At 37.5% G+C, this 14,997-nt stretch carries 6 protein-coding genes; 3 read left to right on the top strand and 3 right to left on the bottom strand.

Translation table 11 applies throughout. The features are described 5' to 3' along the window. Positions 1–257: 257 nt before the first annotated feature. Entirely contained in the window at positions 258–7,664 is a 7,407-nt protein-coding gene (locus IPN70_01670; protein QQS61620.1) for a fibronectin type III domain-containing protein, read from the top strand. Between the two features lie 251 nt (positions 7,665–7,915). Beyond that, positions 7,916–8,911: a GTPase ObgE gene (gene obgE, locus IPN70_01665; GenBank protein ID QQS61619.1), complete on the top strand. Its 996-nt coding sequence runs from the start codon at positions 7,916–7,918 to the stop codon at positions 8,909–8,911. 86 nt (positions 8,912–8,997) lie between these two features. On the opposite strand, the gene IPN70_01660 is transcribed toward obgE, so the two are convergent. Then, positions 8,998–9,537: an aminoacyl-tRNA hydrolase gene (locus IPN70_01660; GenBank protein ID QQS61618.1), complete on the bottom strand. Its 540-nt coding sequence runs from the start codon at positions 9,535–9,537 to the stop codon at positions 8,998–9,000. 74 nt (positions 9,538–9,611) lie between these two features. Beyond that, positions 9,612–11,141: an LCP family protein gene (locus IPN70_01655; GenBank protein QQS61617.1), complete on the bottom strand. Its 1,530-nt coding sequence runs from the start codon at positions 11,139–11,141 to the stop codon at positions 9,612–9,614. Between the two features lie 356 nt (positions 11,142–11,497). On the opposite strand from IPN70_01655, the gene IPN70_01650 reads away from it, so the two are divergent. Continuing rightward, on the top strand, positions 11,498–14,041 hold the full coding sequence (locus tag IPN70_01650) for a hypothetical protein (protein QQS61616.1): 2,544 nt from the start codon (positions 11,498–11,500) through the stop codon (positions 14,039–14,041). Between the two features lie 156 nt (positions 14,042–14,197). On the opposite strand, the gene IPN70_01645 is transcribed toward IPN70_01650, so the two are convergent. Beyond that, positions 14,198–14,608 (bottom strand): hypothetical protein, encoded by a 411-nt coding sequence (locus IPN70_01645; GenBank protein QQS61615.1) that lies wholly within the window; start codon positions 14,606–14,608, stop codon positions 14,198–14,200. Between the last annotated feature and the right edge of the window lie 389 nt (positions 14,609–14,997).

Raw genomic sequence — 14,997 nt, 5'->3', positions numbered from 1 at the left:
CTTTTCCGTCTTTGTGAGGCTGTGCTCAGTCGTGGCAATCCAGAGCTAATTACTCCCCCTTAAAAAAGGGGGATTGAGGAGGATACAAATCTTTCCCTCTCAAAAACTCGAATACTCCCTTTTTCTCAGGGAGAATATAAACCAACTCATAACAATGAGTTTTCTTGCACACACAGAAAATAAATTCCTTCTTGTTCCAAAGGTATTTCTGTGGTACTTTTAAGAGTGTTCTCCTCGATACTTCAAAAAGAAAAAAGATGCATGAAGCAACCATAAAAAGACAATCATTTTTTTCTTTTTCTCTCTCCCTCTTACTCGGATGTCTTGGAGCCTTTTTTTCTTTTTCTTCTCCTACTCATGCTTCCACTGTAACCTGGACAGGAACAACAAGCACTGCTTGGACTACAGTAACGAACTGGAATACAGGAACTGTTCCTACAAGCACAGATGATGTTGTTATAAATTACACAGGAACGAATCAACCTACACTCGATGTAAATGGTGGAACCATTACTATACAATCTCTTACTCTTGGAGGAGGAGCATCAACTTCTACTCTTACTATGAGTAATGGGTACAACGGAAATGATACAAACAAAAAATTGAATGTTACAGGAAATGTTACGATTCTCAACAATGGTTATCTTACGCATACAGCAAACACCACAACAGAAACGCATAGACTTCTCATGAGTGTCGGAGGCAATCTCGATGTTCAAACCGGAGGACAGATTAATGTGGATGGGAAGGGGTATGCTGGTAGTGGTCCTGGAATAAATAATGGTAATTGTTCTCATGGAGGACAAGTTGGTTTAGGACCAACATACGGATCTCTTACTAATCCTATAAATCTTGGAAGTAGTGGATATACTGTTTCAAATGGAGGTGGTGTTGTTATTTTGAATATTTCGGGAGCAATTATAATTAATGGACAAATTCTTGCAAATGGTCGACTTCCTAGTGATAGGGGTTCTTCGGGAGGTTCTATAAATGTTACAACTTCAACCATCACAGGATCTGGATTGTTTCAAGTAAACGGAGTATCTCAAACTTACGGATCAGGTGCTGGTGGACGTATTGCTATTAAACTCACTTTGGGAAATGATTTTGGATCTATTGTGATGCGAGCATATGGGGGCGTTGGTGGGTCAGGGAATGGATCAGCTGGAACTATCTATACCGAAACTGCAAGTCAAGGAGAAGGAAATGGAACAGTGATTATTGATAATAATAGTCAATCTACTTTTTATACAACAGCTATTCCTTTAGGGCAGACGTGGATTATTAAAAATTTGATAGTAAAAAATCGAGGAGTTCTTGGTGTCCCTACAGGAACGACAGTTTCTTTAGATAATCAAAATTCGGTAACAGGAGTAATTTTTGGAAATATAGATGATATTTCTGTTGTTGGTGGAGGAATTGCTGCGAACTCAATAAATGGTATTGCGCTTCGTGGGGGAGCAATTTTACTTTCTGATGGAAATCTTAATATTCAAAATTGGGCACTTATTATTGATTCTCCCACAACAATTACGGGAAACATTACCGTAAAATCTGGTGGGTATATGACGCACAGTGCGAATGGAAATATTGAAAGTTATAAAATGGATCTTACACTTAACGGAAACCTTGATGTTCAAACTGGAGGACAAATTAATGTAAAAGAAAAGGGATACAATAATGCTGGTCCCGGATTGAATAGTGGTAATTGCTCTTATGGGGGACAGGCTAGTTCAGTAGGACCAACATATGGATCTCTTACTAATCCTATAAATCTTGGAACAGGAGCTTATTATACAATTGGGGGAGGGGCTGTTATTCTTAATATTTTAGGATCAACCATTCTTAATGGGCAAATTATTGCAAGTGCACACTCCCCAAGTGACAGACCTTCTTCTGGAGGATCTGTTAATATTACAACAACAAATATTTCAGGTTCAGGAAGTATTTATACTAATGGTTACACAGGAACATCAGGAGGTGCTTACGGATATGGTTCTGGTGGACGTATTGCCGTTAAACTCACTTCGGGAAATGATTTTGGATCTCTTACTATCCAATCGTATGGAGGATTGGGCACTGCCGCCGGTACTATCTACACCGAAACAGCAAGTCAAGGATCGGGAAATGGAACGGTGATTATTGATAATAATAATCAAACAACCTCAGTTTTCACCGCTATCCCATCCACCCAAACATGGACCATTAAAAATCTAGTTTTAAAAAACAAAGGACAAATCAGTGTTCCCACAGGAACCACTCTTGATCTTACGGGAGCAACGATTACTAATGACGGACTTGGAACAAGTGGAATCAATGTAAATGGAGGAACGCTTCTTAGTTCTTCCGGAACACTTTCTATAAATGGAATCTATCTTACTACAACCGCACCTCAAACTATAGGAGGGAACCTTTCTCTTGGAGGAGGATCTACTACTTCTACTCTTACTGTTAGTAACGGTTCCCCAACCAACAAATTCACCGTTACTGGGAATGTTACGATTCTCAATAATGGTTACCTCACCCACACAGCAAATACAAATGCAGAAACCCACCGACTCTTTATGGATGTCGGAGGAAATCTCGATGTTCAAACTGGAGGACAAATTAATGTGAATGGGAAGGGGTATGGACAAGGAAGTGGTCCAGGATATTGCGGGACTCCAGCGTATGGAGGACAAGGATCTTCCGGATGCTCAACTTATGGATCAATATCAGATCCTATTAATTTAGGATCTGGTTATTCCTATAGTAATGGATCTGGTGGGGGATCTGTTATTTTAGTTATCTCTGGAACGTTAATACTTAACGGAGCTATCTCTTCTTCAGGTATTTTTGGTGGCTCTGGTGGTACGATAAATATTTTTACAGAAATATTTTCAGGTTTTGGTGCTATGAATACAAACGGATCTTTAAATACTACTTATGGTGGTGGCGGTGGACGTATTGCTGTCAAACTTACCTCTGGAAACGATTTCGGATTAGTAACAATGCAATCATTTGGAGTGGGTGGAGCTGCCGGAACCATCTACACTGAAACTGTCTCTCAAGGCCCCAACAATGGCACCCTCACCATAGACAACAACAACATTTCCACTTCAGCCCAAACCCTCATCCCCCAAGACAACTTCACCAACAACTCCCTCTCTCTCGGAAACATCATTGTAAAAAACAAAGGACTTCTTGCCATTCCTACAGGAACCACTCTTAACACTACAGGAGACATAACCATAGGAACTCTTAACTCTTCTACTGACACCTCACACATAGTAGCCAATGGAACAGGAACTCTCATTTCTACCAATCTCACTATTCATGGAGTAAGTGGTACAGGAGCATCCATAAACACCAACACGAAAGGTTACACTCCTACTCTTGGAACAGGAGCAGGAACAACAGGCTCTCTTGGATATGGATCAGGAGGAACATATGGAGGAAGAGGAGGAAATAGTAGTGATGGAGCAACTTCCCCTAACACCTATGGAAATGACTTTGTTCCCGAAGATCTTGGAAGTGGAGGAGGAAAGTCTACAGGAGGAACAGGAGGAGGAGATATACGAATCAGAACGAATAACAATCTCAACCTCTATGGAACCATATCCAGTAACGGTAGCGCTGGACTCACCAATGGTGGAGGAGGATCAGGAGGATCTATAAACATACTCTATGCAAAAAACTTCACCATAAACGGTGGAAAGCTTCAAGCCAATGGTGGGGCGGGACAAGGTGGTGGAGGAGGAGGGGGAGGAGGAAGAATCGCCTATGCCTATGAAAACAAAACATTTACCAATCAAACGATTCAAACACTCGGAGGAACAAAAGGAGCTACCGCACCTGCAACTGATGGAAGCGCAGGTTCACTTAAATCTGGATACCTTGCTGGTTCTCTTATCTCTTCAGCATTTGATTCCAGTAGTGATGCTAATGTCATGGGAACAATAGAATGGAAAGAAAATGAAATACTCCCAACAGGTTCTTCAGTAACTCTTTCTCTCAAAACTGCAGGAACGAAAGGAAATCTTTCTTCTTCCCCCTGGATACAAATAGCACAATCTACTCCCTCTTCTCTTACTACACATTGTACAAAAAACAATACAACGGTAAGTTGCACAGCCAGTGCTATCCCTCAAGATATGAAAGATATCTTTGAAGATCGCTTCTTTCAATACAAAGTAGATCTTTCTTCTCCTGACCTTCTTTCTCAACCTCAAGTCGATGATGTAAAAGTAGGCTATGTTGTGAATGCTTTCCCTATGATTCAAAATGTAACCACTACTCCCAATACTGATAAAACAGTAACTATCACGTACGAAACAAAAGATGAAGATACCAATACCGGAACCAATACTCCAGGAATAGTTACTCCGAGCTTTGAATACTACAATGGAAGTAGTTGGATCAATATCGCTTCCAATACTCTAGCTCCCGAAGATATACAAAACAAAACAGTGAATCAAGATACGTACACAACACACAGTGCTACCTGGACTCCTTCTCTCGTAAGTGAATCTTTCTATCTTACCAATGCAAAAATCCGTGTAACCGTAAGTGACAATGAAGGAGCGAATAATATCGCACGAGCTGAATCAAATACCTTTACCCTCGATACAAAAACTCCCACCAATCCCTCCCTCCTTGTTGATGCTTCCACTCAAGACCTCACCATTCCCTCCACCACATCTGTTCTTACTCTTGGAGTCAGTGATGACTCTCCAACACAGATGAAGATTTCTCTTGACGAAAACCTTACCAACTCTCCTTGGGAACCTTTTAATGCAACGGTAACAATAAAACTCGAAACTGATCCCGACATTGTCTATACTCGCTTCAAAGATCAATACGGGAATGAAACACAAACCATACACACAACTACTCCAGAAACTCCTACACGAGTCATTTCTCAAGATACGAGTAATATGCTTCTTACCCCTCCAGAATACCGAGCCTTCGTAGGATTCAAAACAATAGAAGAACCTCCAACAGGATTCGGAAACTACAAACTCTATAGAAGTGATGACGCTACTACCTATACGCTTCAAAATATCATAACCTCAAGAACAACAAACTTCCTTACTGATGCTACCCCACAACCAGACATTCTCTACACCTACAAAGCAAAGACAACAGACACACCAGGAAATGTTTCTTTCTTCTCACAAACCGTTACGATGAAAGCAAATGGTATTCAAGACTTCGGAGAAGGTGGAGGAGGATCAGATCAAACCCCTCCTGTTCTACAAAACGTAACCGTAGAATCTAAAGACACCACAACCGTAACTATCACATGGGAAACAGATGAACTCTCTGACTCTCGTGTAGAATATGCAACCACTCCCAACACCTATACCAAACAAACAGGAGTCTCTACCTATGCTGACACCCAAGCACAATCAGGACTTCATAGAGTCACTCTTACCAACCTCACACCAAACACTCCCTACTTCTTTAGAGTTGCCTCTACTGATCCTCAAGGCAATACCGGAGTCAATGACAATAATGGCAATGGATATGAAGTCACAACGAATCCTGGACCTTCTATCAGTGGTGTAGCGGTATCAAGTGCTTCTAACACACAAGCAACCATATTCTGGAATACGAATGTCCCTGCAGACTCTGTACTCCATTACAGTGAAAACAAGAATGGATCTCTTATCGATCCTATCACTCTCTCCGGATCAAGTGTTCTTACAAAAAATCATCAAGTAACCTTAGATGCTCTTACTCAAGGAACCACCTACTATTTCTACGTTACCTCCACCGACTCACAAGGAAACATTGCCAATGACAATAATGGAGGAAACTATTTTCAATTCTCTACAACACTCGACGAAACACCTCCTACCATAACGAATCTTCAAACATCTCTTATCTCAAATGACAAAGCAGTTATTACAGCAAACACAGATGAAGAAGCATCCTTCCTCCTTCAGTACAGAAAAAAAGGAAGCCTTACCTTCACACAAACAGAACAAGGAACAACATACGATAGATCTCACTACAGGGTACTCGATACTCTTACTCCTGATACAGAGTATGAATATCAAGTGAGTGTTAAAGATATCAATCAAAACGAATCACAGAGTGATATACAAACAATGAAAACAACCTTAGATCCAGAATACAATCATGCACCTCTTTCAAAGATTCATACTATCAGTGATCCTCCTAAAGTACTCACTGATCAAAAAGCAGTCATAACCTTCCAGACGGATCAAGCAGCAAACTGCATCCTTGAATATGGAACCCAATCAAGAAACTACCAAGAAGTTCCTCAAACAGAAGCGACAGGAATCTATGACACACTCCATTCCCTGCATCTTGGAGGACTCATCTTTAACACAACCTACTTCTACAAACTTCTTTGTGAAGATAATCTTGGAACCCTCATAGAGAGTGAAGAAAAAAGCTTCACAACAAAACTCAAACAAGTAGACAGTGGAAGTGAACAAGCAGAATCTACTCCTCCCTCTATCTCAGGAGTCAAAGTCAAAGACATTACAGGAGAGAGTGCAGTGGTGAGTTGGGAGACGGATGAAGTTTCTGATAGTAGAGTAAAATATGGTACGACAAAAGACCTTGAATATGCCACAATTGATAGTATTACAGGTTTCGACCCCACCAAATACACCACCTCCCACTCCGTAACTCTTCGAGGTCTCATCCCATCTACTAAATACTTCTTCTCCACAGGATCTTCCGACACCGCCGGAAACATAGGCACCTCCTCCCAACAAACCTTCCAAACGCAATCTCCTTCTTCCATCTCTTCCATTAAAGCTTCTTCCAAACAAATAGGGGAAACAACTATCACATGGAAAACTTCCACTCCCACTACCTCTATTGTTGAATATGGAAACACAGAAAACTATGGACAAACAAGAAAAAGTGAAGAACTCAAAAAAGATCATGAAATTATCATAAACAATCTTTTAGAAAACTCTACCTACCACTTCCGAGTAAAAGGAGAAGATGAATCAAAAAATCTCTTCTCTTCTTCCGACTCTACCTTTGAACCAAAGTCTCCACCACAAATCAAAGAAATCAAGATAGAAGTTCTTTCAGACAGAGAAGCAAAAGTAAACTTCCTTACTGATACTCTTACCGACTCTCTTGTAACCTACAAAAACAAAAACAAAGAAGAAGATCAAAAGAGTGAAGGAAATCCCTCCCTCCTCCAAACTCACTCCCTCACCCTCAAAGAACTCACTCCTGGAGAAAACTACGTTCTTACTGTACGAGTCAGAGATGATATGGGAAATGAAACTCTCTCTGATGAGATAGAATTCACTATGCAAAAAGATGAAACTTCTCCTACAGTAGAAAGAGTCTCTACCGACTCCGCTCTTTCACAAAACGGAAAAGTACAAATGATTATTAACTGGCAAACAGATGAAGATGCTTCTTCCTCCCTCATCTACAAAGAAGGAAGAGCAGGAGAAGAAAAAACAGTGAATGTAAGTTCTTCCCCAACAAAGAATCACATCATTGTACTCACCTCTTGGAAACCAGGAACTCTCTACTCTTACAAAGTCATAGTAAAAGATCTGAGTGGGAATGAAACCATAACCAAAGACTACATCACCCTTACACCACAAACAAAAGAATCTGTTGTAGAACTCATCATAAAGAACTTCAAAGAAATCTTTGCTTGGACGGGAGGGTAGGAGGGGAGGTTTATAAGGAAGAGGGATCTCCACCAGAGGTGGACCAAGTCTTGACTCGAGGACTCGCTTGAGATGACGGGAGGATATGACCGCCATTACGTAGAGTCTCGCGAAGGTGGGAGAGGATTTTCTGGACTGGTTTTTCCTATCGTGACGAGATCGAAAAGATGAGAGGATGGAAGTTATCGTATCATTGATTAATATTGGGCTTCGTGGTAGAGTTCCTTGTTAATTCTCTTTTTTTTACGAATATGCTTATTGATGAAATTACTCTCAAAGTTTCTGCCGGAAAGGGTGGAGATGGAGTTGTCCAATTTTCTGGAACGATGAAAACGTATGGACCAACGGGAGGAGATGGTGGTCGAGGGGGAGATGTTGTTCTCGTGGGTGTCGCAGATATTGGAGCTCTTCGAGCTTTTCGATCCAAGAAACCTATATTTGCTGAAGATGGAAGGAATGGCGGTCAGAATGTAAAAACAGGACATAATGGAAAAGATGTTTTGGTTCGGGTTCCAGTAGGAACTGTTGCTAGAAATCGAGAAAATAATAAGGTATACGAAATATTATTCGTAGATCAAAGAATAACGGTTATTCATGGAGGAAGGGGAGGTTTTGGAAATTTTCATTTTCGATCAAGCCGAAAAACTAGTCCGGATAAAGCAACTCTTGGAAAAGTAGGGGAAGCAGCAACTTTAGATATCGAACTAAAGCTTATAGCGGATATTGGTTTTATTGGTTATCCTAATGTTGGAAAATCGAGTCTAATGAATGCACTTACCCGATCATCAAGTAAAGTAGGAAATTATAATTTCACTACGCTGGAGCCTCATTTGGGAATGTATTACGGAACTTTATTGGCAGATATTCCAGGCCTTATCGAAGGTGCTTCAGAGGGTAAAGGTTTGGGACATAAATTTTTGAGACATATTGAAAGAACTCGTGTTTTATTTCACCTTGTAAATGCTACAAGTGAGCATCCGTTATTGGATTATAAAAATATTCGAAAAGAATTGGGTATTTACAATCCAACGCTTTTGGAAAAACCTGAATGGGTTTTGGTTTCTCGATCTGATGAACAAACAATAGAAGAAGTAAAAAAAGTAGTCCGATCATTGAAAAGAAAAAATCCTCGAGTTCTTATTTGCTCTATTTTAGAAGATGGTGCTATGGGGGATATTCGAAAACTTATTAGTTCTATTGCCGAAGAATATACAAAAGAGAAAAAAGAAGAAATAGATAAAGAATAATCTCTTCTTTTTCTTTTAAAAAGGGAATAGTACAATAGAAGAAAATATTGAAAACAAAAAAGGTTTTTTCTAAAGCTTTTCTATTTTTAGAATTTTTTTTCCAAAAAAGAAAAAACAATTTCTTGAATTTTTTCAGTATGATCAAGAAGACTCTTTTTTTCTTGTGAGGTGAATTGTCCCAAAACAAAAGCATCTGTTGGAACATTCTCTTGAACTGGACCAATACCAATTCGTATGCGTTTTATCGCTTTCGTACCAAGAATGTCAAAAATATTTTGAACACCTCGATGTCCAGCACTGGAGGATTCTAGAGTTGTGCGTATTTCTCCTAAAGAGAGGTCCTTATCATCGTGAATAATAAGGATGTTTTCGAGATTAATTTTGTAATAATCTATGAGCGCTTTAACACTTTTTCCTGAAAGGTTCATATACGTTTGAGGTTTTGCGAGAAGAATTTTTTTCTCCAAAAGAAATCCTTCTGAAGTTTCGGCAGAAAAATTTTTATGAAGAGAGAATTTTGGAAAGTCCCAATTTTGAATATAGGTATCCAAAAAAATAAATCCCGCATTATGTCTGGTTTCTTGATATTTTGTTCCAGGATTTCCGAGGCCAATAATGAGATACATAAAAATAAATAAAGGAGTAAATATTATAAAATGAAAAATGAAAAAATCTTATCAGGAATTATTTTGGAGAGGAGTTATTCTTCGTAAGAAGTGCTTTTTTCAAGATCTTCTCTTGTTGCCTCTTCCCAGTTATATCTTTCAAAAGCATCATTTGCAAGAATAACAATAAAATCATAGGCTTCTTCTTCTTCTTCTTCTTCTTCTTCTTCTTCTTCTTCTTCGGCATTATTATTTGTTTTTGTGGCAGGTATTTTCTTTATAAGCTCATCTAATGAAAAAGGTTTTTCGAGATGAGTGGCGTCGAATACGGTTGAATTTTCTTCAAGAAAGGTATCTTCTCCAAAAGCGTCTTTCTGGATAGAAATATCTGAAAATCCAAGTTCTTTGAGAAGTTTTTTTATTTTTTGAGCAGTGTCGTAATGGTTTTCTGGTACTCGAAGAAGAACTGTTGATTCTTCATTCGTTATCATTTCTTTTCGTTTTTTGAGATAGGAAGAATCGAAAATATTTTGAGCAGTTTCTTGAATTTCATCGAAACTTCCCGTTCGAGGGGAGAGAGCAAACATCCTTTGACCATTTTCAAGAAAGACATGAGAAACACGCAAGAGACTTTCTGGTTTCCATGCATCCACAACAACCATTTCTATATTTTCAAGATCAAGTGTGTGAGAAATTTCTATAAATCGAGGAATTTCTTCCAACGAAATATCCATTCGAACATTTTCTTTTAATGTACTAAGAAGTTCATTAATAGCAAGGGGATTAAGAAATGTTTTTGCATTAAAGGCTTTTGTTTTTATGGCTTTGAGTGTTTGTTGTTGTCGCTTTGCTCGTCCGAAATCTCCCATAGGATCACTATGGCGTTCCCGAACATATTTGAGTGCTGTGGATCCATCTAAATGATGAATACCTTTCGTGAGCTCGAATGTTTCATAACTATAGTTTGGTCCAGGAAAATGAGTATCTAAGATATCTCTTTCTACGGTAATTTGAACGCCTCCAAGAGCATCGACAGTTTGAATAAATGCTTTATAATCAACCATAAAAGAATAATGGATGGGAATTTTGAGGAGAGAAGAGATAGTATCTCGAATAATAGAAAAAGGATCATCGCTATTTCTTCCTAATGCATAAAGAGCATTGATTTTTGTAGAAGAAGATGTTTTTGAGATAGGGACGTAAAGGTCTCGAGGAAGAGAAAGAAAAGAGACCTTTCCTGTTTCTGTATTGAGAGACGCGATCATGATGGTGTCAGTGAGATTTTTACCAGGATAATCTTCACTTGCCTTTCCTAAGAGGAGTATATTTATACGCTTTTCCTCTTCTCCTTTGAGGGGCTTACTAGGTTCATTGGAGAGAAAAGATTTCGTAATACCCAAGACTGTAGGAATGGGTGCGTTTTGAGTATTGGTTGTGATGGTGAGTAATGCTTGACCTGTTTGCTTGAAGATAAAGCCCAAAAAAATAAGATAGCTACCTAGGGAAAAGCTTATAATTAATGAAAAGATGAAGAAAAAAGCACGGAGATTTTTGTGTTTTTTTGAGGGAGGTTTTATCATTTCTCCTTTAGGAGAAAAGGGAGGAAAATGTTGTGCTGCTAACATGAAAGAAAGTTCTATTTTTAATTTTTTCTTTTTTTAAGTATAGCACAAGTATTCTTTTGAAAGAAAATTAAACAAGAAATATACATTCATACTTATATATAAGAAATAAGAATAGAAAATAGAGGACAACAAAGAAAAAAATGAAAAAACGCGATACTGTGTATGATGAAAAAATAAATCCCTTTATAAAAATATAAAAAGTACTTCTTCAAAGTTTTTAATTGTAAGTGGTGTTTTGGATAAGAATAATCTATATTTACCAGGGAAAGAGAAAAATTTCTTTTTTTTGAAATAAACTGATATAATTAAAATTATAAAAGAAAAAATAAATATTGATTTTTAAATGAAAGAAGAATATGAAAGAACAGACTGAAAAAACTCCTATTTCGAATGTTCTGAGTCCAAATATGCACTATCACGTGGTTCGAAATGAAAAAAGAAAATCCGCGGAAAATTCACCAGCCGTATCCAAGAAATTTTTAGAGGGTGTTGTAACAACAAGTTTATTTGCTTTATTTTTTGGGGTTCCTTTGTTTTTTCTTAATAGTACTTTTCAGGGAGTTTTTTTCGAAAAGCAACTTTATTTTTATTTTTGCCTTCTTGTTGGTGTTATAGCTTGGGTAGTTCGAGGGGTAACAAGTGGGACGCTTCAAATAAGAAAAACCCCTTTAGATATCCCTATATGGATAGCGTGGGGAATTTCTTTTCTACTTTTATTCTTCTCCCCTGATACATGGAGAAGTTTTATAGGAGCATTTATGGATCCTAGTCGAGGCTTTCTTTCTATTTCAGCTTTTGTTTTGAGTTACTATTTTATATTGAGTAATGCTACAGAGAAACGACTTCGAATGATGTTCTTTGCTATAACTCTTTCTGGGGGATTTTCAGTTTTAGTTTCTTCTTTGGTAGTGTTTGGTGTTCCATTTTTTCCTAAATGGTTTCCTGCAAGTGTGATGGGATCATTTACTGCGTTGGGTATATTTTTGGCGTCATTACTTCCTCTTTTTATTACGCATTTATTTTTACGAGCAGAGTTTTTTTCTGAAAAATCTGAGAGTCTTGATATAAAAGAAAAATTGATAAATGGTTTATTACTTTTCGTGCTCTTTTTAGATTTAATTGTGATGTTTGCTTTGTACGAATATATTCCATGGCTTGGGGTACTTCTAGGACTTGGTGTTTTTCTTTTGTTTATTCTCTCTCGAATTATTCGACCTAGCGAAAGTTTTGCATGGATTCCTATGGTTGTTTTTGTGGGAATTCTTATTATCCTTATGTTGGGGGATAAAATAAAAATAGCGCAAACAAATCTTCCACAGGAACTCTATCCCGCCTACTCTCTTTCTTGGGATGTAGCAAAAAGAGCTATGGGTGAGAATCTTTTCTTTGGAAAAGGTATAGCTCTTTATGGGCAAGCTTTTTCTTCTTATGTTCCAGAATCTTTTTTTCAAACACCTTTTTATCAGATTCGTCCGGAACATGCAGGGGGATTGTTCTTTGAGACTTTGACAACAATGGGTGTCTTTGGTGGATTTCTTCTTATTGGTATTTTCGGTATAGCATTCGTGGTGACTATGTATTTTCTTTCGAGAGAACAACAGAGAAATAAATTATTTTCTCTAGGTGTTTGGGCAGCTGCTGTTATAGCAGTGTTAGGTTGTTTTCTTACTATTGCGCACGGTTCTATTCTTATTGTTATGATACTGCTTTGCATTCTTGCTATGGGTGTGATTTTTTCTGAAAGTGATAGAGAAAGTGAATATTTTGAATTTTCGGTTCAAGCATCTCCTCGTTTTGCACTTGCGCTGTCTTTTGTTTCACTTCTTCTTATGGTGGGAGTGGCATTTATTTTTGTGCTTATGGGACAAGTTTTTGTTGCTGATGTGTATGCGGGAATTGGAGCGAGACAACCGAATGTTTCTGTGGAGGGATCTATTAATTATTATGGAAAGGCGATACAACTTTCTCCAAAGGAGGGGTATTATTATTTGCGAATGGGTCGAGAATTTCTGACCTTATCTAATCAGGAAGCTCTTAAACCTGAAGCAGAGAGAAATAATGATATGTTATTTCAATATCTCGCTTTCTCACAAAAAAGCGTTGAAACGGGAAGAGATTTGTTGCCAGAAAATACAGTGGCTCAGGAAAATGTTGCTGTTGTTTATGACGGAATGGCTTTTTTTGACCCAACCTTTATAGATAAGGCAAAGGATGCTTATGAAAAACTTCTTAAATTTGAGCCTAATAATCCTGATATTTATCTAAAACTTGGTCAGATTGATATAGCTATTTCTCAAAAAGTTAAAGAGGAACGTGAAAAAAAAGAGAAATTACAAAGTGCAAAAGAAAAATTTTCAAAATCTTTGCAGTTTAGAGAAAATTATCCTATCGGACATTATCATTTAGCAATAGTAGAAGAAACCCTTGGAAATCAAGATGAGGCTATTTTGCAAATGGAGAATGCTGTACGAAAAGTTGGAATAACGAATAATCTTTCCTATACCTTTACCCTTGCTAGATTATATCAAATGAGAAATTCTAATGATGATATTGATAAAGCAAAAAGTCTTTTTCAATCTATATTGGGTGTAAATAAAGAAGAAATTAATTCTCTTTTAAGTCTGGGCGCTCTCCATGAAGGGAAGGGAGAAAAAGATACAGCTATTGAATATTATCAAAAAGCCTTAGATATTTTGCCAGAAGAGTCGAAAGAAGCAAAAACGGAATTGACGAAATTTATTCAAAATATTCGAGATGGAAAGAGTAATCTTTCTCCGCAAACACCAATACCTAGTCAAGGTGCTCAACCAGTAGGGGAAGAAAAGGGGGAAGTAAATCCGAATGTAAATCCAGCCTCAGGTGTTGATCCAAATCAAATTGCTCCACCAGCTCCAAAATAAAAATAGTTAATGAAAATGCATAAAACCACGAGAATAAAATCTAGTGGTTTTTTGCTTTTTAGGTGGTTCGCATAAATAACATGCAGAAAAAAAGTGTACAAAAAGCTTTTTTAAAAGAAATTTTGTATTTGGAATACTTCTAACTTTTTTGATTTTTCATGGTGTGAGACGTATAACTGCAGGAGTTATATGCATATCAAAATATTTTTGTTTATGTACAGAGTAATTTTCAAATGAAACTTCAGCCTGTATTGAATGAAGGCCATTTCTTGCATAAAGAGGAATCTCAATACTTTGATCTAAAGTACTATCTTTTGTGAGCTCGATGGTTTTATGAAAAGGCTCGAGAATTTCATTTCCGTTTTCATTTAGAATAGAAAACTTGACTGTAAATTCCTTCCCTCTATATTTTTCTGGAAAATTGGGTGTCTTTATTGATGCTACGAGTTTCTTTTTTTGAAGTTCAGCTGTATTTTTTAGAGAAAAGATAAAATCAAATGGTGGCTGTGATAGTTGATTTGCTTGAGAAGTACTATATGAAGATGAAAGAATTTTTTCTGAGAGCATATTGTTTCCTAAGTCTTTTATAGTTTTCTCAGCAGTTATTAAAAAGGGAATATTTTTTGAGGAAATTATCGCTGAGTTATTTGGATCCCGAACAAAAATGTAAAATGTGTAATATCCAGGTTCGAGATCTGATTCGGGTGTTTGACTCCAATACCCATTATCATTAACGGGAATCTCATTAAAAATAATTTTTGGTGTATTTTGTATGGAGGTAACGACGATAGCATTTGCTATGTTGGTTGATCCTGAAAATTGTGGACGAGGGTTTTGCGTTTCTAAGAAAGTTTCTGATGAAAGGAGATCCTGTTTGTCAAAAGAATGTATATGAACATAAGGCGGGTTAAATTTTGTTGGAAGTAATGATTATATTCAAGTCCCTTATAGTATAT

The sequence above is a fragment of the Candidatus Moraniibacteriota bacterium genome (genome assembly GCA_016699795.1).
In the GTDB taxonomy this organism is placed as follows: domain Bacteria; phylum Patescibacteriota; class Minisyncoccia; order Moranbacterales.
Note: the sequence above shows the minus strand (reverse complement) of the source record. Positions and strands in the feature narration are given on the sequence as shown.

Coding starts and splice junctions, on each gene's coding strand:
- IPN70_01645 (QQS61615.1), bottom strand. CDS start 14,608: ATGCTCTCAGAAAAAATTCTTTCATCTTCATATAGTACTTCTCAAGCA.
- IPN70_01655 (QQS61617.1), bottom strand. CDS start 11,141: ATGTTAGCAGCACAACATTTTCCTCCCTTTTCTCCTAAAGGAGAAATG.
- IPN70_01660 (QQS61618.1), bottom strand. CDS start 9,537: ATGTATCTCATTATTGGCCTCGGAAATCCTGGAACAAAATATCAAGAA.
- obgE (QQS61619.1), top strand. CDS start 7,916: ATGCTTATTGATGAAATTACTCTCAAAGTTTCTGCCGGAAAGGGTGGA.
- IPN70_01650 (QQS61616.1), top strand. CDS start 11,498: ATGAAAGAACAGACTGAAAAAACTCCTATTTCGAATGTTCTGAGTCCA.
- IPN70_01670 (QQS61620.1), top strand. CDS start 258: ATGCATGAAGCAACCATAAAAAGACAATCATTTTTTTCTTTTTCTCTC.